The sequence below is a fragment of the Escherichia albertii genome (assembly GCF_028622335.1).
GTDB lineage: Bacteria > Pseudomonadota > Gammaproteobacteria > Enterobacterales > Enterobacteriaceae > Escherichia > Escherichia albertii.
The window spans coordinates 2908842-2927568 of sequence record NZ_CP117568.1; the positions used below are offsets into that span (position 1 = coordinate 2908842).

Consider the following 18727-nt stretch of genomic DNA (forward strand, 5'->3'; position numbering starts at 1 on the left):
TTATAGCGCACATTATTATGGGAAAGCGGGGAGCGAAATATCTTAAACTTGCGAAAATTAACGCATTGTTGAAGGCTGCAGATAAAAAAAACCCCACCTGACGGCGGGGCAAAAAGAATAGCTAATTAGCTATTTAACGCGGAACGTTCGCTGATGGCGATACGTTGCGCTGCGATGGGTTCAGGCTCATTACGAATCAGGTCAATGTGTAGTAAACCGTTCACGAAGGTCGCACCGGAGACTTCCATATTTTCAGCCAGCGTAAAACTCAGGCTAAATGGTTGATTCATAAGCCCTTGATGCAACCATTTTTTCTCTTCTTTTGGCTGCTCAGGCGTGCCTTTTACAATCAGGCGCGTACCTTCCAGTTGAATATCTAAATCTTCCCGACGGAAACCCGCCAGCGCAAGGGTGATGCGGTAGTGGTTATCGTCGCTTTTCTCAATGTTGTACGGCGGGAAACTCTGGCTTTCACCGACGTTTTGCAGCGCGTTGGCCAGTTTGTCAAAACCGATCCATTGACGCATCAGCGGGGATAAATCGAAGTTAGGCATAGTCATTTCTCCTTCTAAGAAGCGAGTAAGTACCTGCAAATCCGTGGATTCGCATATGCTCCCTGACGGCGAGCATCAAATATCAGGCCGCGCCCAGCGACCTGTGGGAATTAGTTGATTTCGATACGACGCGGTTTTTTCGCTTCTGGAATTACGCGTTCAAGATCGATATACAGCAAACCGTTCACCAGGTTAGCGCCACGAACATGAATGTTTTCGGCTAACTGGAATTTACGTTCAAAGTTGCGTTCAGCGATGCCCTGGTACAGATAGGTGCGCTCTTTTTGTTCGTCGGCGTGAGCACCTTTCACCACCAGCAGATTGTCCTGGGCGGTAATTTCCAGTTCACTTTCGGCAAAGCCAGCCACAGCGATGGCAATGCGGTAATGGTTTTCGTCTACCAGTTCAACGTTATACGGAGGATAGCCGCCATTACTCTGGCTCTGGTTGTTTTCTAAATGATTAAACAAACGGTCAAACCCAATAGCAGAACGATAAAGCGGAGATAAATCAAAGTTACGCATAATCAATAGCTCCTGAAATCAGCGAGAATATAAGACCTTCCACAATGGACAGATCTGGTAGCCAGAACACCCATCAGGCGCGTTCTCATCGACTACAGTGTAAAAATGGGTCTGGATATAAACTTTTCAAGCCTTTTATGCGGACTTTTTTTTGCAGTTTATGGTCTATTGCATAGACTGGGTGACAGCACGAAACGTTTAAAGTGCGATAGCCGCCACAGTGCGACGAGATGATGATGTTATTTTCAGCAAGGGATCGCTATAACTCATCATGCCAACACCAACGATCAACAGATGAATTTATTATGATAAAAAATGTGTTGTTAGCACTCATGATGTGCAGCGGGATGGCGTTGCTGGGAGGATGTTCCAGCGTGATGTCTCATACAGGGGGCAAAGAGGGGACCTATCCAGGCACGCGCGCCAGCGCCACGATGATTGGCGATGACGAGACAAACTGGGGCACAAAATCGCTGGCGATACTCGACATGCCATTTACCGCAGTCATGGACACCATCTTGCTGCCGTGGGATGTGTTCCGCAAAGACAGCTCGGTACGCTCACGCGTTGAAAAAAGCGAAGCCAACGCGCAAGCAACCAATGACGTCATTCCCCCGGCCAGAATGCCTGCAAACTGAGCTAGCGGTCAGTTTCGGTGATCCACAACTGACCGGCTTCCATCCACGCCAGCCATTTGCCATCGGGCGAGAAAACCACGGCATCTGCCGAAGGTGGGTTGGCGTGGCCCTCGGTTAAATAATCAATTTTACCGCTTTGTACATGTGCGCAGGCAATACGATTATTCAGCACAAAGCCCAGCCATTCGCCTGACGGATGCCAGTTAAATGCCGACTGAATATCTGTTTTGTTATACGTCAACTGGCGTGGTTCGCCCCCCTGTGGAGAGATAAGCCATAATTGCACCACGCCATTGTCATCACGCATTAAAAACGCAATTTGCGTGCCTTGCGGGTTACAGCGCACCCAGTGGCGCGGAATATTTACCAGACCAGGAAATGCGCGATGATGCGTAAAGGTCAAACGACGTTGCACAACGCCGCGCGGCGGTGCGGGTAAGGCCGACTCCGTCCCGCTTAACGGCCCATCACCAGCCACTTTCCAGCCGTTTTCATCTTGCGGTAACTCTACAATAAACAGCTCCGGCACTTTCTCGCCCTTCAGCGAAAGCGTATCGCCAATGAACGCCAGCGCGTGATTTCCAACCCATCCCTCTTCATAAGCGCGATTGATTTCATCACTGCCTGGCTGCGGCGTGGGCGTGGTTTTACTCACCAGCACGCACCAGTGGCTACCGCTGTATTCACGCGGATGCTGCTTTTGTACGTTGACCGGGCCAAACGGCGCCGCAACCCCGACGTTTCGCAAATCCAGCGCCGAATCAAGTTCATGCATTACATGGTCGTTATAGGTAAAACTCACCATTTCACCGTTCGGACTAAAAACATGCACATGACTGCCGCCGCGTAGCGCTCCTGGTGTGTACGGAACGGTAATATCCATTGCATCCAGATTAGTGATTTCCCCTTGTTCGGCAATCACCCCACGACGGTGATGGAAATCGTAATGCCATGTTTCATCTGGGTTTTCAGGCCCGTGAATAAAGACATATTTTTCTTTCTTTGGATGAACGGTCACCACGCCAACGTGCGCTCCGTGTGACGCTCGATAGATCTCCTCGACCTCGCCGGTATGGATATTCACGCGCTCAATGGTCTCTCCGGTAAACGACGCGCCAGAGGGACGAACGTCAAACACCAGCCACTGGCTGTCGGGCGTCCAGATATTGGTATTGGTGAGCAGGTGATTACGGGGAGCAAAGGTTATCTGTTTCATGGCGTGGTCCTGATCCAAAACGGTTCCCGCCATCATACTTCACAAGGACTTCACTTTCAGACAATAGTCTTTTGCCATCGTGATGAATGTGAGTGAAAAGATGGAACATTTCGACGTAGCGATTATCGGTCTTGGCCCGGCAGGTTCAGCGCTGGCGCGGCAGTTAGCAGGCAAAATGCAGGTGATTGCGCTGGATAAAAAGCACCAGTGCGGTACTGAAGGTTTCAACAAGCCTTGTGGCGGTCTGCTGGCACCGGACGCGCAGCGTTCTTTTATTCGCGATGGACTAACACTCCCTGTCGATGTGATTGCCAGTCCGCAGATTTTCAGCGTCAAAACCGTCGATGTCGCCGCATCGCTCACGCGTAACTACCCGCGGAGCTATATCAATATTAATCGCCACGCTTTCGACTTGTGGATGAAGTCGCTGATCCCCGCCAGCGTTGAGGTTTACCACGACAGCCTGTGTCGAAAAATCTGGCGTGAGGATGATAAATGGCATGTCATTTTTCGCGCAGACGGCTGGGAACAGCATATTACCGCCCACTATCTGGTCGGTGCCGATGGTGCAAACTCGATGGTGCGGCGACATCTCTACCCGAATCATCAGATTCGTAAATACGTCGCTATCCAGCAGTGGTTCGCAGAAAAGCATCCGGTGCCGTTCTACTCCTGCATTTTTGATAACGAGATAACAGATTGTTATTCATGGAGCATCAGCAAAGACGGTTATTTTATCTTTGGTGGAGCTTATCCGATGAAAGACGGTCAGGCGCGTTTCACGGCGCTGAAAGAGAAAATGAATGCCTTTCAGTTCCAGTTTGGCAAAGCGGTGAAAAGTGAAAAATGCACCGTATTGTTCCCCTCACGCTGGCAGGATTTTGTCTGCGGTAAAGACAATGCGTTTCTCATTGGCGAAGCGGCGGGGTTTATCAGCGCCAGCTCGCTGGAGGGAATTAGCTATGCGCTGGATAGCGCTGAGATTCTTCGTTCGGTATTACCGAAGCAGCCGGAGAAGAGCAACGCAGCCTACTGGCGTGCCACCCGCAAACTGCGTTTAAAACTCTTCGGCAAAATAGTAAAAAGCCGATGCCTGACCGCACCGGCTTTACGAAAGTGGATTATGCGCAGTGGTGTGGCGCATATTCCTCAGTTGAGAGATTATCCAACGCGCTTCACATCGCCCACCAGCAGGATGTAAGAGAGCGCACCAATCAACGCGACGGCAGAGATATAAACCAGTGCAGGCGCGAAACCGTAACCCTGCGCCAGGTACCCCACCACCAGCGGAACAGTGATGCCGCCCAGACCACCGGCAAAGTTAAACACGCCGCCGGTTAAACCAATCAGGCGCATCGGCGCCAGAGAAGAAACCAGCGACCAGGTAATCGAAGCAAAACCGTTGCCGAAGAATGCCAGCGCCATCAGGCACATAATCATCATCGGATCGTTAGTGTAGTTAGCGCCCATAATGCAGGTGGAGATCAGCAAGCCGCAGATAATCGGCGTTTTACGCGCAAAGCCCAGTGAAAAGCCCTTACGTACCAGCAGATCCGCGACCCAGCCAGAGAGCAGGACGCCAATAAACGCCGCGAGGAATGGCACCGTGGTCATAAAGCCTGCTTTCAGCGCTGTGATTCCTTTTTCCTGGGTTAAATAGTTCGGGAACCAGGTTAAGAAAAACCACAGTGTAGAAGCCACCGCAAATTGCCCAAGATAGACACCGATCAGTTTACGATGGAACACCAGTTTCCAGTCTTTGGCTGTTAACGGCTGACGCGCCTCTTTTTTCACCGGCGCATCGCCATCCACCAGACCGCCGCCATCACGAATGTAATCCAGTTCAGCTTTGCTGATGCCTTTGGTCAGACGCGGCGGCTGATAAACCTTAAACCAAATCAGCGACCAGATAATGCCGATACCACCGGTGACAATGAACACCCAGTGCCAGCTCAACATCTCCTGAATCCAGATCAGCAACGGAGTCAGAAACGCCAGACCGACAAACTGACCAGACGTATAAAAACCAACGGCAGAAGCGCGTTCATGTTCCGGGAACCAACTGGTTACCATCCGGTTATTGGTCGGGAACGCGGGCGCTTCGAAAATACCGGTTATCGCGCGCAGACCAATTAATGACATTAAGCCCGTGGCAAAGCCCTGGAATAAAGTCGCCACTGACCAGCCAAATATCGCAATAAAATAAGTCACGCGTGAACCTACGCGATCTAAAAACCAACCGCCGGGGATCTGACATAGCGTATAAAGCCAGGCGAAGGCCGAAAATACATAGCCCATTTGCGCTTTAGTAATACCAAACTCTTCCTGAATATGGGCAGAAGCCACGGCCAGGTTAGCGCGGTCAACATAACAAATGACCACCGTAATAAAGATCATCACCAGCGTCAGATAACGCCGACGCCCCGGCTTTGCTGCATTAACGGGAATATCCATAGCGAGCTTTCTCCAGATTTTGGGCATAGCGAAGCCGCTCACCATGCCCTGTAATTTACAGAGGGTTATATTTTTGTATTGCTGTTTTAGTGCCCGATGAGGGGCTTACGTGGCAGGAATTACCACTCTGCTACGCTGTTATCTTCATGACGCCAGAGCGGATTACGCCAGTCCGGGGCATTTTTACTGAACTCAATAACTTTAGCTTCGTCGATTTCCACGCCTAAGCCCGGTTTCGTTAGCGGTTTAAAGAAGCCGCCAACCATGCTGAAGTCTTCTTTGTTTTTCACAAAGTCGAGTAACTCCGCGCCTTTGTTGTAATGAATGCCCATACTTTGTTCCTGAAGGACGGCGTTATAGGAAACAAAGTCGATATGCAGGCAAGCCGCCAGTGCAATCGGTCCGAGCGGACAGTGCGGCGCAAGAGTCACGTCATAGGCTTCCGCCATTCCGGCAATTTTGTAGCATTCGGTAATACCTCCTGCGTGGGAAAGATCGGGTTGCAGAATCGAAATACCGCCTGCCTCCAGCACGCGTTTAAAATCGAAGCGTGAGAACATGCGTTCACCCGCCGCCAGTGGAATATGCGTTTGTGCCGCCAGTTTCGGGTAGTATTCGGCTTGTTCCGCTAGCACCGGCTCTTCAATAAACAGCGGGCGATACGGTTCCAGTTCTTTAATCAGCACTTTCGCCATCGGCGCACTGACGCGACCGTGGAAATCAAGGCCAAACTCAATCTGATTGCCAAAGGCTTCACGAATTTGTGCCACAGTGTTGACCGCCGCATCCACCGCGCGGGAGTTATCAATCAGCCCCAGTTCTTCACACCCGTTCAGTTTGAAGGTATCGAAGCCGATTTCGCGTAGCGTTTTAATGCCGTCGATAACATCCGCCGGACGATCGCCGCCGACCCAACTGTAGGCTTTGATTTTGTCACGGACCAGGCCGCCCATCAGTTGCCAGACCGGCGCATTCAGCACTTTGCCTTTGATATCCCATAATGCCTGGTCAATCCCGGCGATAGCGCTCATCAGGATTGGACCGCCGCGATAAAAACCGGCGCGATACATCACTTGCCATAAATCATTGATGCGCGATGGATCCTGACCAATCAAATAGTCGCTCAGTTCGTGAACTGCCGCTTCCACCGTGCGGGCGCGGCCTTCAATCACTGGCTCGCCCCAGCCGACCACGCCTTCATCGGTTTCAATTTTCAGGAACATCCAGCGGGGAGGTAAACGATACGTGGTAATTTTGGTGATTTTCATTGCACTGCCTCTCGATACGCCTTAACAAATACTGCTGCCTGCTGCGCGGTACGTTCTACGGATTGCCCGGCGCGATAGAGATCGCTGCCTAAGCCCACCCCAACACAACCTGCGTCTATCCACTGCGCCAGGTTTTCTGGCGTCACGCCGCCAACGGCAAAGACTGCGATGTCCGGTGGTAACACCGCTTTTAACGCTTTGATGTATTGCGGACCAAAAGCCGATGACGGGAATATTTTCAGCGCCTGCGCGCCCGCTTCGAGCGCGGTAAAGGCTTCGGTCGCCGTCGCGCAGCCGGGGCAGACGGTCATGCCGTAGCCCACCGCACGGCGGATCACTTCACTATGGATATTGGGCGTAACGATGAGCTGGCAGCCCATCCTGGCGAGCGCATCGACCTGTTCAGGTTTCAGTACCGTACCTGCGCCAATCAACGCCTTATCGCCGTACGCATCAACGATGGCGGGAATGCTCTGCTCCCATTGTGGAGAATTCAGCGGGATTTCAACCGCGTCGAACCCGGCGTCAATCACCGCGCCAACATGCGCCAGCGCCTCGTCGGGCGTAATGCCGCGCAAAATGGCGATCAGCGGGAGTTTAGTTTGCCACTGCATGAGCGATGCTCCTTATACCAGCCTGAAATGCCGTGTCGCCCGCCACCACCGTCACGTCGCAACCCATCGCCTGAAAGGCTTGCTGGTAGCGCGCGGTCAGCGATGTTCCGGCGACAAGGGTAATGGCATGTTGATGGGCCACGTAGTCGCGCATACTGGCGACCTCTGCGCCAATCAACAAACCAGAGAGAAATTCGCTGACCTGTTCGCGGGGAAGTGTTCCCAGCACATGCGAGGCACGAACTTCAAAAAGCTGCGGCAATATGGCAGGCGCATTAAGACCGCGCTCAAGGCCAGCCGCGAAGGCATCGGCAGAGTTTTCCTGCGGCGGTAAACCTGCGCCAATCAATGAGTGATTTAACAGTAAATGATGTAATTCACCGGTCATCACGGTACGAAAATCGTTGATTTGCTGGCTATCGGCCTGCACCCATTTGCAATGCGTACCGGGCATGACATAAAGAGAGGAAGGCGCCAGAGCACGCGCGCCGATCAATTGTGTTTCTTCGCCGCGCATCACATTGTGGTTATCGTCATGAGAGACGCATAATCCGGGAATAATCCAGATATTGTCGCCAACGGACGTTAATTGTTCACCAATAGACGAAAAACAGGCAGGAACAGATAAATACGGCGCAACTTTCCAGCCGACATTGCTGCCGACCATTCCTGCCATTACCACTGGCGTATTCTCTTCACGCCAATCGGTCGTCACTTCTGCTAACACCGCAGCCGGAGATTTTCCGTTCAGGCGCGTGACGCCTGCTTCTGATTGCCTGCTGTCCAGGCAGTGGTCGCCCTGATAAAGCCAGGCGCGCAGATTGGTCGATCCCCAGTCAATTGCGATGTAGCGAGCTGTCATGTGATTTCCTTTAACCTTCGTGTCGAGCTGGCGATCATGGTAAGCGCCGCCTGCTCTGCCGCATCGCCGTCCTGATGCCTTATCGCATCGAACAGCGCCTTATGTTCCTGGAGCGTTTGCGGCATGTTGGCCTCATCGCCCATCCAGGTTCGTTCAAAAACCGCCCGCTGCAGCGAACTGATCGCAATGCTCAGTTGCTGTAACACCGGGTTATGCACCGACTGCAGCACCGCCTCGTGGTAGCGAATATCCGCTTCGTTAAACGCTTCGCGGTCCTGATTGTTAGCAATCATCTCGTTCAGCGCCGATTCAATCTGCGCCAGATCGCTGGAGGTCGCGCGTTCTGCTGCCCAACGGGCAATAGCCGGCTCTACCAGGTTTCGCACTTCGCTCATTGCACTGATAAGCCGTGGGTCATAGTCGTTTTCCAGCACCCATTGCAGTACGTCAGTGTCGAGGTAATTCCACTGGTTACGCGGAGCCACAAACGCCCCGCGATAACGTTTCATTTCAATCAGCCGCTTCGCCATCAGCGAACGAAATACCTCACGGATGATGTTGCGCGAGGTTGCAAACTCCTCACAGAGTTCTGCCTCAGCCGGAAGCGGCGAGCCTGGCACGTATTTGCCGTGAACGATCTGTTTACCCAGCGTAATAACGATGCGATCGGTTTTATTGAGAGTCATGGAGAGTCCTTGTGCTCTGTATGTTCTTCTCTACTTTACCCCGATCGATGCATAACGCGGCAATTTTGTAGTACCAGCGTGATGACGTTCGCGTTTGCTGTGCGCCTAATGTAGTACAAATTTATGTAGTTGTACTACAATTTAGATCACAAAAAGAACAATAGATAAGAAAATGTTCTACGTCGGGCAAAAATCTGAAAAGGGAGATCAGGCGCTAAACTGGGGGGAAAGAAGAGTATGCTTTCAACGGCTTAGCACTCTTGTTTAAAGGATTAATCATGAAGTTGAATCTTAAGGGATTTTTCAAGGCTGCCAGTTTGTGTTCTTTGGCATTTGCGTTGACCGGATGTATCACCGCAGGACTGGTTTCTAATACCGCAAGCCCTCCACATGCCGAGCAATGGCGATCAGACACGATTAAGGGCTTATCGCTGGCTGAAGACAGCAACGGTACGAAAGGCTATGTTTTTGTTGGTGAATCGCTGGACTATCTGTTGACCACCGGCGGTGGTGATGTAGTTAAAATGCTGAACGATCCGGCAATTCATGGCGAAAGAATCACCGTTTCCGATAACGCGAAATTTATTTTAAGCAGCAGTGATACTAATTTTTCTGGTTCAATAACGCTCTATTACGACTGGGATAATGAGGAGGATAAAGCACTGGCGACACAATATGGTTTTATTTGTGATACCCGGCGTTGTACCTGGGTACTTGACGGCTTGAAAGGATCTATTCATCAAAAAAATAAAAAAGCGGATTACTCAAACGTGATGGTTTTCCATCAACCCTTTACGGTGGGATTTTATAAGTACAAAGCAACAGGTGGCGTCCCGCGCGGCCTCGCTAATGCGCTGCTGCCAGTCACTCTTACGCTGGATATAGTAACGTCACCACTGCAGTTCCTGATTTTATGCACGACCAGAAATTGTTAATCGCAGCGGGCAAACACGTTCGTGCTGTTTGCCCGCCAACTGATTAATTCAGCACATACTTTTCAATAGCAAACGCCACGCCATCTTCAAGGTTGGATTTGGTGACAAAGTTCGCCACTTCTTTCACCGAAGGAATAGCGTTATCCATCGCCACACCGACGCCTGCATATTCAATCATCGCAATGTCGTTTTCCTGATCGCCAATCGCCATGATTTCTTCCGGCTTAATGCCCAACACATCAGCCAGTGATTTCACGCCCGTACCTTTATTGACGCGTTTATCGAGGATTTCGAGGAAGTACGGCGCACTTTTCAGCACGGTATATTTGTCTTTCACTTCCTGCGGGATGCGCGCGATGGCCTGGTCAAGGACGGCAGGTTCATCAATCATCATCACTTTCAGGAACTGAGTATTGGGGTCCATTTTCTCCGCTTCGCAGAACACCAGCGGAATGGTGGCAACGAAAGATTCATGCACCGTGTAGTAGCTGATATCACGGTTGGCGGTGTACAGCGTGGTGCGGTCCAGCGCGTGGAAATGAGAACCCACTTCGCGAGAGAGTTTTTCCAGGAAACGGTAATCGTCATAGCTAAGAGCGGTTTGCGCCACGGTGCTGCCATCGGCAGCCTTCTGCACCAACGCGCCATTGTAAGTAATGCAGTAGTCGCCCGGCTGTTCCATATGTAGCTCTTTCAGGTAGCTGTGAACGCCGGCATAAGGGCGGCCCGTCGTCAGCACGACATTCACACCGCGGGCACGAGCCGCGGCAATCGCGTTTTTAACGCCAGGAGAAATGGTGTGATCGGGTAGCAGAAGAGTGCCATCCATATCGATAGCAATGAGTTTGATAGCCATGAGTTCCCCAGGTAGATTAGATCCTGACCCATGCTAACGCGATTCCGCTCAAAAATCAGTACAACACCCGAGGGAAAAGGGGGATGCAACGCGCATGGCGTGCTCCCCTTTTGCTTAACTGAAAAGTTTACCTTTCAGCAGTTCCATACCAGCGGAAAGTAGATCGTTATTAGTTTGTGATGACACTTCACCCTGCGGTGAGAGAGCATCAATAATCTTCGGCAATTGTTCTGCCAGTAAACTGGAAGCCGCACTGGTATCTACGCCGAGTTTTTGCCCGAGATCGGATATCGCGTTGGTGCCGAGCGCCGATTCCAGTTGCTCGCCGCTCACCGACTGATTGGTTTGCTGATTACTCAACCAGGTTGACAGAATGGCGCCTAAGCCGCCGCTTTGCAGTTTTTCCAGCAGCACCTGAATGCCGCCCTGCTCCTCAACCCAATTTAAAATAGCCTGATATTTCCCCGCATCGCCTTTCAGAAAGGCGCCGACAACTTCATCAAAAAGCCCCATGATAATCACCTGTAAAGCGTTACGTGTTGACTCAAAAAGTATAGTTCTGCGAGATGATAATTGCGGATTGCCAAAATAAAAAGGGCGGAGAAGATCTCAGCCCTTTTCTTATAGCTTCTTGCCGGATGCGGCGTGAACGCCTTATCCGGCCTACAAAACATTGCAAATTCAATATATTGCAGGAGTCTCGTAGGCCTGATAAGCGTAGCGCATCAGGCACGGTCACATTGTTAATGCCATTAAATATCGATATTTGCCGCTTTCAGAGCGTTCTCTTCGATAAACGCACGACGCGGTTCAACAGCGTCACCCATCAGTGTGGTGAACAACTGGTCGGCGGCAATCGCATCTTTAACGGTAACGCGCAGCATACGACGACTTTCCGGGTCCATGGTGGTTTCCCACAACTGCTCCGGGTTCATCTCGCCCAGACCTTTATAACGCTGGATGGAGAGGCCGCGACGGGACTCTTTCACCAGCCAGTCCAGCGCCTGCTCAAAGCTGGCTACCGGCTGACGACGCTCGCCACGTTCAATAAACGCATCTTCTTCCAGAAGGCCACGCAGTTTCTCGCCCAGCGTACAGATACGACGATATTCGCCACCGGTGATAAACTCGTGATCCAGCGGATAGTCAGTATCCACGCCGTGAGTACGCACGCGAATAATCGGCTCGAACAGGTTTTTCTCGGCATTGGCATGGACATCAAACTTCCACTGGCTGCCGTGCTGTTCTTTGTCGTTCAGTTCGCTGACCAGGGCGTTCACCCAACGGGTAACGGTCTGCTCGTTAGAAAGATCGGCTTCCGCCAGCGTCGGCTGATAGATAAGCTCTTTCAGCAGCGCTTTCGGATAACGGCGTTCCATACGGTTGATCATCTTCTGGGTCGCGTTGTACTCAGACACCAGTTTCTCTAGTGCTTCGCCAGCCAGCGCTGGTGCACTGGCATTGGTGTGCAACGTTGCGCCATCCAGCGCGATGGAAATTTGATACTGATCCATCGCTTCGTCATCTTTAATGTACTGTTCTTGCTTGCCTTTCTTCACTTTGTACAGCGGCGGCTGAGCAATATAAACGTGACCGCGTTCAACGATTTCCGGCATCTGACGATAGAAGAAAGTCAACAGCAGCGTACGAATGTGCGAGCCGTCGACGTCCGCATCGGTCATGATGATGATGTTGTGATAACGCAGTTTGTCCGGGTTGTACTCGTCGCGACCGATGCCGCAGCCAAGCGCAGTGATCAGCGTCGCCACTTCCTGAGAAGAGAGCATCTTATCGAAGCGCGCTTTCTCGACGTTGAGGATTTTACCCTTCAGCGGCAGAATCGCCTGGTTCTTGCGGTTACGGCCCTGCTTTGCAGAACCGCCCGCAGAGTCCCCTTCCACAAGGTACAGTTCGGACAACGCAGGGTCGCGTTCCTGACAGTCCGCCAGTTTGCCTGGCAGGCCAGCTAAATCCAGTGCGCCCTTACGGCGGGTCATTTCACGGGCTTTACGCGCGGCTTCACGCGCACGAGCAGCATCAATGATTTTACCCACCACGATTTTCGCGTCGGTCGGGTTTTCCAGCAGGTATTCCGCCAGCAGTTCGTTCATCTGCTGTTCTACCGCCGATTTCACCTCAGAAGAAACCAGTTTGTCTTTGGTCTGGGAGGAGAATTTCGGGTCCGGCACTTTCACGGAAACAACAGCAATCAGGCCTTCACGCGCATCGTCACCAGTGGCGCTAACTTTCGCTTTCTTACTGTAGCCTTCTTTATCCATGTAGGCATTCAGGGTACGGGTCATCGCCGCACGGAAGCCCGCCAGGTGAGTACCGCCGTCACGCTGCGGAATATTGTTGGTAAAACAGTAGATGTTTTCCTGGAAGCCATCGTTCCACTGCAACGCAACTTCAACGCCGATACCGTCTTTTTCGGTGGAGAAGTAGAAGATGTTCGGGTGAATCGGCGTTTTGTTCTTGTTCAGATATTCAACGAACGCCTTAATGCCGCCTTCATAGTGGAAGTGGTCTTCTTTGCCGTCGCGTTTGTCTTTCAGACGAATAGACACGCCGGAGTTGAGGAAGGACAGCTCACGCAGACGCTTCGCCAGAATATCGTATTCGAACTCGGTCACATTGGTGAAAGTTTCAAGGCTTGGCCAGAAACGCACCATGGTGCCGGTTTTGTCGGTGTCACCAGTAACCGCCAGCGGTGCCTGCGGAACACCGTGTTCGTAGATCTGACGGTGAATTTTACCCTCGCGCTGAATAACCAGCTCCAGTTTTTGCGACAGGGCGTTTACTACCGAAACACCAACGCCGTGCAGACCGCCGGACACTTTATAGGAATTATCGTCAAATTTACCGCCTGCGTGCAGCACGGTCATGATCACCTCCGCTGCCGATACGCCCTCTTCCGGGTGAATACCGGTCGGAATGCCGCGCCCGTCATCCTGTACGGAGACAGAGTTGTCGGCGTGAATGGTGACGATAATTTCTTTACAGTGACCCGCGAGCGCTTCGTCGATAGCGTTATCTACCACCTCGAATACCATGTGGTGCAGACCGGTGCCGTCATCCGTGTCGCCGATATACATACCCGGGCGCTTACGCACCGCATCCAGCCCTTTCAGGACTTTGATACTGGAGGAGTCATAAGAATTCGACATCAACGTTTCTCGCTCATTTATACTTGGGTTAATCCGTTATTTTACCCTTTTCCACGGTAAACATCTTCGAATTTTCGTCCGACATGTCTATAACGTGTTCAGCACTGATCGCGCTGACAAAAACTTGCGATTGCGTCGCTTTTAAGCGGCTGGCAAGCAGTCCGCGACGCTCATCATCAAGCTCCGAGGCAAAATCATCTATCAGGTAGAGACACCGCCGCCCACTTTCACGGGTGAGGAACTCTCCTTGCGCCAGACGTAAGGCGCACATCAACAGCTTAAGCTGCCCACGCGATAAGGTATCTTCCACCGGCGCCCCGTCGGCGCGAATGCGTAAGTCCGCTTTGTGCGGGCCGTGCGCGGTGTAGGTTAGCTGGCGATCGCGTTCAAAATTACGTTCCAGCACCTCAGCGTAATCTGTCTCTTTCTCCCAGCCGCGCTGGAAGGAGAAAGTCAGAGAAAACTCAGGGAGAAATTGCTTACAGGTATCGGCCATATCAGCCGCGATACCGGCGCTGTACTCCGCGCGCCAGGTGCTGATTTGTTCCGCCAGCGGGATTAATTCTTTATCCCACGGACGTAACTGTTCGTAACGTGTCACCTGGCGCAACGCCGCATTGCGCTGCTTGAGCAACCGTTTGAGATTGCTCCAGGCAGTGAAAAATCCAGGTTCGTTGTGAAAGCATCCCCAGTCGAGGAATGCTCTTCTGTATTTGGGGCCGCCGTTGAGTAAAGTAAACCCCTCCGGCGTTATCAGCTGCATCGGCATCAGGTGCGCCAGCTCCGCGACCTTATGCCCATCAGTACCGTCGATGCGGACTTTGCTGTCGCCCTGTTTGTCTTTGGTTAAGCCAATCGCCGTCTCGCGCTCTTCGCCCTGTAAACGCCCGTGGAGAACAAACGCCTCCTGCTCATGGCGAATCACTCGCCCCACCTGCAAACTGCGAAACGCCCGACCATGGCCGAGCGTATAGATGGCTTCCAGCACACTGGTTTTGCCACTGCCGTTGGCGCCCACCAGAAAGTTAAAGCCGGGAGATAAAGCGAGATCCGCGGTTTCAATGTTGCGGAAATCGCGAATCAACAAGCGGGTGAGGGACATTACAGTCTCATTGGCATGACAACATAAGCCGCGCTCTGGCTGGCTGCATCTTCAATCTGCACGCTGGAAACCGAATCGGTCAGCATCATGCGAACGTTTTCGCATTTCAGCGCGTTCAGAACATCCAGTACATAGCTGACGTTGAAGCCGATTTCCATCTCCGCGCCACTGTAGGTGACATCAAGGATCTCTTCCGCTTCTTCCTGTTCCGGGTTGTTGGCGGTAATTTTCAGCTGATTTTCGCTGACATACAGACGCACGCCGCGGAATTTCTCGTTAGAGAGAATTGCCGCACGGGCAAACGCCTGTTTAAGGAGATCGCAACCAGCTTCCAGATGCTTGTCCGGGTTCTTCGGCAATACGCGGCGGTAATCCGGGAAACGACCATCCACCAGTTTGGAGGTGAAGATAAAGTCGCCAACGTGGGCGCGAATGTTGTTGCTGCCAATCTGCACGCGCAGCGGATTGTCACCGCCGTCGAGCATGCGCATCAGTTCAATCACACCTTTACGCGGCACGATCACCGAATGGCTCGGCAAAGACTGACCAATTGGCATTGAACAGACCGCCAGACGGTGCCCGTCGGTCGCCACGGTACGCAGTTCTTCGCCTTCAGTTTCGAACAGCATACCGTTTAAGTAATAGCGAACGTCCTGATGCGCCATGGAAAACTGGGTCGCTTCAATCAGGCGCTTCATTGTTGCCTGCGGCAGCGTGAATTCCACTTCACTCTGCCAGTCATCGAGGTTCGGGAAATCCGCCGCTGGTAAGGTAGAAAGCGAGAAACGGCTACGCCCGGAGCGCACCAGCATCCGTTCACCTTCCAGTTGGACGGCGATTTCCGCGCCTTCAGGCAGGCCACGGCAGATATCAAAGAATTTGCGCGCCGGAACTGTCGTCGCCCCTGGTTCGTGCGGCTGAATAAGCGCAACACGTGCCACCATTTCCATCTCGAGATCAGTACCGGTCAGCGACAACGTACCGTCAGCAACCTGTAACAGCAGATTACCGAGAATCGGTAGCGTAGGACGACCACCTAACGGACCGCTTACCTGTTGTAGCGGTTTTAATAAATGCTCACGTTCTACGGTAAATTTCATAGGATTACGATGACAATGTTCTGATTAAATTTGAAAAATCTTCTTTGATATCATGGCTCTCTTCACGCAACTGCTCAATTTTACGACAGGCATGAAGCACCGTTGTATGGTCACGACCACCAAACGCATCGCCAATCTCCGGTAGACTATGGTTAGTCAGCTCTTTTGCCAACGCCATCGCCATCTGGCGCGGACGCGCTACGGAGCGAGATCGACGCTTAGAAAGGAGATCCGCGACTTTAATCTTGTAATACTCCGCCACCGTCTTTTGGATATTGTCGATGGTGACCAGCTTTTCCTGCAGCGCTAACAGATCGCGCAGCGCTTCACGCACGAAATCGATGGTGATCGCTCTGCCGGTAAAATTAGCGTTGGCAATGACGCGATTCAGCGCCCCTTCCAGCTCACGTACATTAGAGCGTAGACGCTTGGCGATAAAGAACGCCACTTCACCCGGCAGACGAATGTCGTTTTCGTCGGCCTTTTTCATCAGGATCGCCACGCGGGTTTCTAACTCTGGCGGTTCGATCGCCACAGTCAGTCCCCAGCCGAAGCGGGATTTCAAACGATCCTCAACGCCGTTGATCTCTTTCGGATAGCGATCCGACGTGAGAATGATCTGCTGGTTACCTTCCAACAGGGCGTTGAACGTGTGGAAAAATTCTTCCTGGGATCGTTCTTTATTAGCAAAGAATTGAATATCGTCGATCAGCAGCGCATCTACGGAACGGTAGTAGCGTTTAAACTCTTCGATCGCGTTGTTTTGCAGGGCTTTTACCATGTCCTGAACAAAGCGCTCGGAGTGCATATAGACCACTTTGGCATTGGGCTTGCGCGCCATAATGCCGTTGCCCACCGCATGCAACAGGTGAGTTTTACCCAGACCCGTGCCGCCATAAAGGAACAGCGGGTTATAAGCGCCACCGGGGTTATCCGCCACCTGGCGAGCCGCCGCGCGCGCCAGTTGGTTAGATTTACCTTCGACGAAGTTATCAAACGTATGTTTGACGTTGACGTTGGAACGATAGGTCGGTTCCGCCGGAGCAGGAACGTTATCCCAACCGGAACGCGTAGAAGGCGCAGCACGTTGCGGCTGCACCTGAGCTGCCTGAGCAGGTGCAACTGTATTGCTGGCTGCAGCTTTCAGTGTTTGTGTTACGGGCTTTGTGCCCACTTCAAAACGCAGCTGTGGGGCATCCGCTCCGCAGAAACTGGTTAGCAGTCCATTGATATTATTAAGGTACTTGTCCCGTACCCAATCGAGGACAAAACGATTTGGCGCGTACAAGGCCAGCGTGTTATCGCTCAGTTCCGCCTGCAACGGGCGTATCCACATACTGAATTCTGTGGCTGGTAACTCATCCTGCAATCGGGCAAGACACTGCTGCCAAAGCGAAAGTGACACGGCGGACTCCACTCGAACAAAAGTCGATAATGACTAAGGCTGAAACATTCATGATTGTTGACGTACGTCGAAAAGACCCTACATAAGGGTGACGCACGAACCGCTGTCTGCGGTTATATGCCCGATCAAGATCCTGCAAAACGATCGGGACCGCGGATCATAGCCTAAACTGCGCAAGAGATCTTCTGTTTCTCACAGATTTTCCCGATTTATCCACAGGGCTTTCCAGAACCCGCTAAGTGTAAACGATCCTGACGCCAGACGGGCACGATTTACGCCGCATATTGGAAAATTTAATGACCACAGACAAAAATTGGCTTAATCGATCTAATAAAGATCCTGGACGATCCTTGCGCTTTACCCTCCAGCCCGTATAATCCTCCACCCGGCGCACAATGCTGGTTTTAACTGGTATGAGCCCGTACTTTTTCCCCGTGAAAAGGTGCGGAAAAGCGCGGTAAATAAGGAAAGAGAATTGACTCCGGAGTGTACAATTATTACAATCCGGCCTCTTTAATCACCCATGGCTTCGGTGTCCAGCGTTTCATTTTCGTTCGGATATCCAATAAAGCCATTGAATTTATTCAAGTTTAGGTAGAAATCGCCATGAAACGCACTTTTCAACCGTCTGTACTGAAGCGCAACCGTTCTCACGGCTTCCGTGCTCGTATGGCTACTAAAAATGGTCGTCAGGTACTGGCACGTCGTCGTGCTAAAGGCCGTGCTCGTCTGACCGTTTCTAAGTAATAAAGCTAACCCCTGAGTGGTTAAGCTCGCATTTCCCAGGGAGTTACGCTTGTTAACTCCCAGTCAATTCACATTCGTCTTCCAGCAGCCACAACGGGCTGGCACGCCGCAAATTACTATTCTCGGCCGCCTGAATTCGCTGGGGCATCCCCGTATCGGTCTTACAGTCGCCAAGAAAAACGTTCGACGTGCGCATGAACGCAATCGGATTAAACGTCTGACGCGTGAAAGCTTCCGTCTGCGCCAACATGAACTTCCGGCTATGGATTTCGTGGTGGTGGCGAAAAAAGGGGTTGCCGACCTCGATAACCGTGCTCTCTCGGAAGCGTTGGAAAAATTATGGCGCCGCCACTGTCGCCTGGCTCGCGGGTCCTGATAGCCCTCATTCGGGTCTATCAACGCCTGATTAGTCCGCTACTCGGGCCGCATTGTCGTTTCACTCCAACCTGTTCAAGCTACGGAATTGAGGCATTGCGCAGGTTTGGAGTGATAAAAGGCAGTTGGTTGACGGTGAAACGCGTATTAAAATGCCACCCTTTACACCCTGGTGGTGACGATCCCGTCCCGCCCGGACCATTTGATACCAGAGAACACTAACG

Annotated in this window: 21 protein-coding genes and 1 other annotated feature; of the genes, 7 read left to right on the forward strand and 14 right to left on the reverse strand. The window is 52.0% G+C overall.

Features of this window, described 5'->3' with window-relative positions:
• Positions 1–125 precede the first annotated feature (125 nt).
• On the reverse strand, positions 126–554 hold the full coding sequence (gene ibpB, locus PS053_RS14150; RefSeq protein ID WP_001132434.1) for a small heat shock chaperone IbpB: 429 nt from the start codon (positions 552–554) through the stop codon (positions 126–128).
• 110 nt (positions 555–664) lie between these two features.
• Positions 665–1078 carry a small heat shock chaperone IbpA gene (gene ibpA / locus PS053_RS14155; protein ID WP_001243437.1) on the reverse strand — a complete coding sequence of 138 codons (414 nt, stop codon included), beginning with the start codon at positions 1076–1078 and terminating at the stop codon, positions 665–667.
• Positions 1072–1144, reverse strand: a sequence feature (ROSE (Repression Of Heat Shock gene Expression) occurs in the 5'-region of heat shock genes and acts as an RNA thermometer to modulate expression.). Its footprint overlaps the gene before it by 7 nt.
• 239 nt (positions 1145–1383) lie before the next feature.
• Between ibpA and PS053_RS14160 the strand changes: the two genes are divergently transcribed.
• Positions 1384–1716, forward strand: a complete 333-nt coding sequence (locus tag PS053_RS14160; RefSeq protein WP_000594823.1) for a YceK/YidQ family lipoprotein — start codon at positions 1384–1386, stop codon at positions 1714–1716.
• 1 nt (position 1717) lies between these two features.
• On the opposite strand, the gene PS053_RS14165 is transcribed toward PS053_RS14160, so the two are convergent.
• Positions 1718–2932, reverse strand: a complete 1215-nt coding sequence (locus PS053_RS14165; RefSeq protein ID WP_256879374.1) for a YidR family protein — start codon at positions 2930–2932, stop codon at positions 1718–1720.
• 100 nt (positions 2933–3032) lie between these two features.
• Here PS053_RS14165 and cbrA point away from each other — a divergent pair, with 100 nt between their 5' ends.
• Positions 3033–4133, forward strand: a complete 1101-nt coding sequence (gene cbrA / locus PS053_RS14170; protein ID WP_024164912.1) for a colicin M resistance lipid reductase CbrA — start codon at positions 3033–3035, stop codon at positions 4131–4133.
• Here cbrA and PS053_RS14175 read toward each other — a convergent pair.
• The 5 genes from PS053_RS14175 to dgoR form a co-directional block, all read right to left on the reverse strand.
• Positions 4094–5431: an MFS transporter gene (locus PS053_RS14175; RefSeq protein WP_000253469.1), complete on the reverse strand. Its 1338-nt coding sequence runs from the start codon at positions 5429–5431 to the stop codon at positions 4094–4096. The genes cbrA and PS053_RS14175 overlap by 40 nt on opposite strands.
• Positions 5432–5505: 74 nt before the next feature.
• Positions 5506–6654 carry a galactonate dehydratase gene (gene dgoD / locus PS053_RS14180; protein WP_000705012.1) on the reverse strand — a complete coding sequence of 383 codons (1149 nt, stop codon included), beginning with the start codon at positions 6652–6654 and terminating at the stop codon, positions 5506–5508.
• Entirely contained in the window at positions 6651–7268 is a 618-nt protein-coding gene (gene dgoA / locus PS053_RS14185) for a 2-dehydro-3-deoxy-6-phosphogalactonate aldolase (protein WP_001198720.1), read from the reverse strand. Before dgoA ends, dgoD begins: the two co-directional genes overlap by 4 nt.
• Entirely contained in the window at positions 7252–8130 is an 879-nt protein-coding gene (gene dgoK, locus PS053_RS14190; protein ID WP_059219172.1) for a 2-dehydro-3-deoxygalactonokinase, read from the reverse strand. The genes dgoA and dgoK overlap by 17 nt, the downstream gene beginning before the upstream one ends.
• Complete coding sequence (gene dgoR / locus PS053_RS14195; RefSeq protein WP_000174305.1) at positions 8127–8816, reverse strand: D-galactonate utilization transcriptional regulator DgoR; 690 nt, start codon at positions 8814–8816, stop codon at positions 8127–8129. Before dgoR ends, dgoK begins: the two co-directional genes overlap by 4 nt.
• 278 nt (positions 8817–9094) lie before the next feature.
• Here dgoR and PS053_RS14200 point away from each other — a divergent pair, with 278 nt between their 5' ends.
• The gene (locus tag PS053_RS14200; RefSeq protein WP_204619793.1) at positions 9095–9751 is read left to right on the forward strand and encodes a YidX family protein; all 657 of its coding nucleotides are present in this window, start codon (positions 9095–9097) and stop codon (positions 9749–9751) included.
• A 43-nt stretch (positions 9752–9794) separates the two neighbouring features.
• On the opposite strand, the gene yidA is transcribed toward PS053_RS14200, so the two are convergent.
• The 6 genes from yidA to dnaA form a co-directional block, all read right to left on the reverse strand.
• Positions 9795–10607: a sugar-phosphatase gene (yidA, locus tag PS053_RS14205; RefSeq protein ID WP_000985584.1), complete on the reverse strand. Its 813-nt coding sequence runs from the start codon at positions 10605–10607 to the stop codon at positions 9795–9797.
• Positions 10608–10721: 114 nt separating this feature from the next.
• Positions 10722–11120: a YidB family protein gene (locus PS053_RS14210; protein ID WP_000522194.1), complete on the reverse strand. Its 399-nt coding sequence runs from the start codon at positions 11118–11120 to the stop codon at positions 10722–10724.
• Between the two features lie 239 nt (positions 11121–11359).
• A complete protein-coding gene (gene gyrB / locus PS053_RS14215; protein WP_044710531.1) occupies positions 11360–13774 on the reverse strand; it encodes a DNA topoisomerase (ATP-hydrolyzing) subunit B in 2415 nt (804 codons plus the stop codon).
• Positions 13775–13802: 28 nt separating this feature from the next.
• Positions 13803–14876 carry a DNA replication/repair protein RecF gene (gene recF / locus PS053_RS14220; RefSeq protein ID WP_000060124.1) on the reverse strand — a complete coding sequence of 358 codons (1074 nt, stop codon included), beginning with the start codon at positions 14874–14876 and terminating at the stop codon, positions 13803–13805.
• On the reverse strand, positions 14876–15976 hold the full coding sequence (gene dnaN, locus PS053_RS14225; protein WP_000673456.1) for a DNA polymerase III subunit beta: 1101 nt from the start codon (positions 15974–15976) through the stop codon (positions 14876–14878). The genes recF and dnaN overlap by 1 nt, the downstream gene beginning before the upstream one ends.
• A 4-nt stretch (positions 15977–15980) precedes the next feature.
• Entirely contained in the window at positions 15981–17381 is a 1401-nt protein-coding gene (dnaA, locus tag PS053_RS14230; protein ID WP_000059097.1) for a chromosomal replication initiator protein DnaA, read from the reverse strand.
• Positions 17382–17677: 296 nt separating this feature from the next.
• On the opposite strand from dnaA, the gene PS053_RS14235 reads away from it, so the two are divergent.
• The 4 genes from PS053_RS14235 to yidD all read left to right on the forward strand — a co-directional run bounded on the left by PS053_RS14235 (position 17678) and on the right by yidD (position 18725).
• Positions 17678–17758, forward strand: coding sequence for a hypothetical protein (locus PS053_RS14235; protein WP_123057881.1), 81 nt, complete (start codon positions 17678–17680; stop codon positions 17756–17758).
• Positions 17759–17987: 229 nt separating this feature from the next.
• Positions 17988–18128, forward strand: a complete 141-nt coding sequence (gene rpmH / locus PS053_RS14240) for a 50S ribosomal protein L34 (RefSeq protein WP_000831330.1) — start codon at positions 17988–17990, stop codon at positions 18126–18128.
• Positions 18129–18144: 16 nt separating this feature from the next.
• Positions 18145–18504 (forward strand): ribonuclease P protein component, encoded by a 360-nt coding sequence (gene rnpA / locus PS053_RS14245; protein WP_000239730.1) that lies wholly within the window; start codon positions 18145–18147, stop codon positions 18502–18504.
• Positions 18468–18725, forward strand: a complete 258-nt coding sequence (yidD, locus tag PS053_RS14250; protein ID WP_001307474.1) for a membrane protein insertion efficiency factor YidD — start codon at positions 18468–18470, stop codon at positions 18723–18725. Before rnpA ends, yidD begins: the two co-directional genes overlap by 37 nt.
• Positions 18726–18727 lie beyond the last annotated feature (2 nt).

What these genes read in the sequence shown, in the direction of transcription:
- PS053_RS14165 (WP_256879374.1), bottom strand. Translation starts at nt 2,932, where the DNA reads ATGAAACAGATAACCTTTGCTCCCCGTAATCACCTGCTCACCAATACC.
- ibpB (WP_001132434.1), bottom strand. Translation starts at nt 554, where the DNA reads ATGCCTAACTTCGATTTATCCCCGCTGATGCGTCAATGGATCGGTTTT.
- PS053_RS14175 (WP_000253469.1), bottom strand. Translation starts at nt 5,431, where the DNA reads ATGGTGAGCGGCTTCGCTATGCCCAAAATCTGGAGAAAGCTCGCTATG.
- dgoD (WP_000705012.1), bottom strand. Translation starts at nt 6,654, where the DNA reads ATGAAAATCACCAAAATTACCACGTATCGTTTACCTCCCCGCTGGATG.
- ibpA (WP_001243437.1), bottom strand. Translation starts at nt 1,078, where the DNA reads ATGCGTAACTTTGATTTATCTCCGCTTTATCGTTCTGCTATTGGGTTT.
- recF (WP_000060124.1), bottom strand. Translation starts at nt 14,876, where the DNA reads ATGTCCCTCACCCGCTTGTTGATTCGCGATTTCCGCAACATTGAAACC.
- cbrA (WP_024164912.1), top strand. Translation starts at nt 3,033, where the DNA reads ATGGAACATTTCGACGTAGCGATTATCGGTCTTGGCCCGGCAGGTTCA.
- rpmH (WP_000831330.1), top strand. Translation starts at nt 17,988, where the DNA reads ATGAAACGCACTTTTCAACCGTCTGTACTGAAGCGCAACCGTTCTCAC.
- dgoA (WP_001198720.1), bottom strand. Translation starts at nt 7,268, where the DNA reads ATGCAGTGGCAAACTAAACTCCCGCTGATCGCCATTTTGCGCGGCATT.
- PS053_RS14235 (WP_123057881.1), top strand. Translation starts at nt 17,678, where the DNA reads ATGACCACAGACAAAAATTGGCTTAATCGATCTAATAAAGATCCTGGA.
- dgoK (WP_059219172.1), bottom strand. Translation starts at nt 8,130, where the DNA reads ATGACAGCTCGCTACATCGCAATTGACTGGGGATCGACCAATCTGCGC.
- PS053_RS14200 (WP_204619793.1), top strand. Translation starts at nt 9,095, where the DNA reads ATGAAGTTGAATCTTAAGGGATTTTTCAAGGCTGCCAGTTTGTGTTCT.
- dnaN (WP_000673456.1), bottom strand. Translation starts at nt 15,976, where the DNA reads ATGAAATTTACCGTAGAACGTGAGCATTTATTAAAACCGCTACAACAG.
- PS053_RS14160 (WP_000594823.1), top strand. Translation starts at nt 1,384, where the DNA reads ATGATAAAAAATGTGTTGTTAGCACTCATGATGTGCAGCGGGATGGCG.
- PS053_RS14210 (WP_000522194.1), bottom strand. Translation starts at nt 11,120, where the DNA reads ATGGGGCTTTTTGATGAAGTTGTCGGCGCCTTTCTGAAAGGCGATGCG.
- yidD (WP_001307474.1), top strand. Translation starts at nt 18,468, where the DNA reads ATGGCGCCGCCACTGTCGCCTGGCTCGCGGGTCCTGATAGCCCTCATT.
- yidA (WP_000985584.1), bottom strand. Translation starts at nt 10,607, where the DNA reads ATGGCTATCAAACTCATTGCTATCGATATGGATGGCACTCTTCTGCTA.
- dgoR (WP_000174305.1), bottom strand. Translation starts at nt 8,816, where the DNA reads ATGACTCTCAATAAAACCGATCGCATCGTTATTACGCTGGGTAAACAG.
- gyrB (WP_044710531.1), bottom strand. Translation starts at nt 13,774, where the DNA reads ATGTCGAATTCTTATGACTCCTCCAGTATCAAAGTCCTGAAAGGGCTG.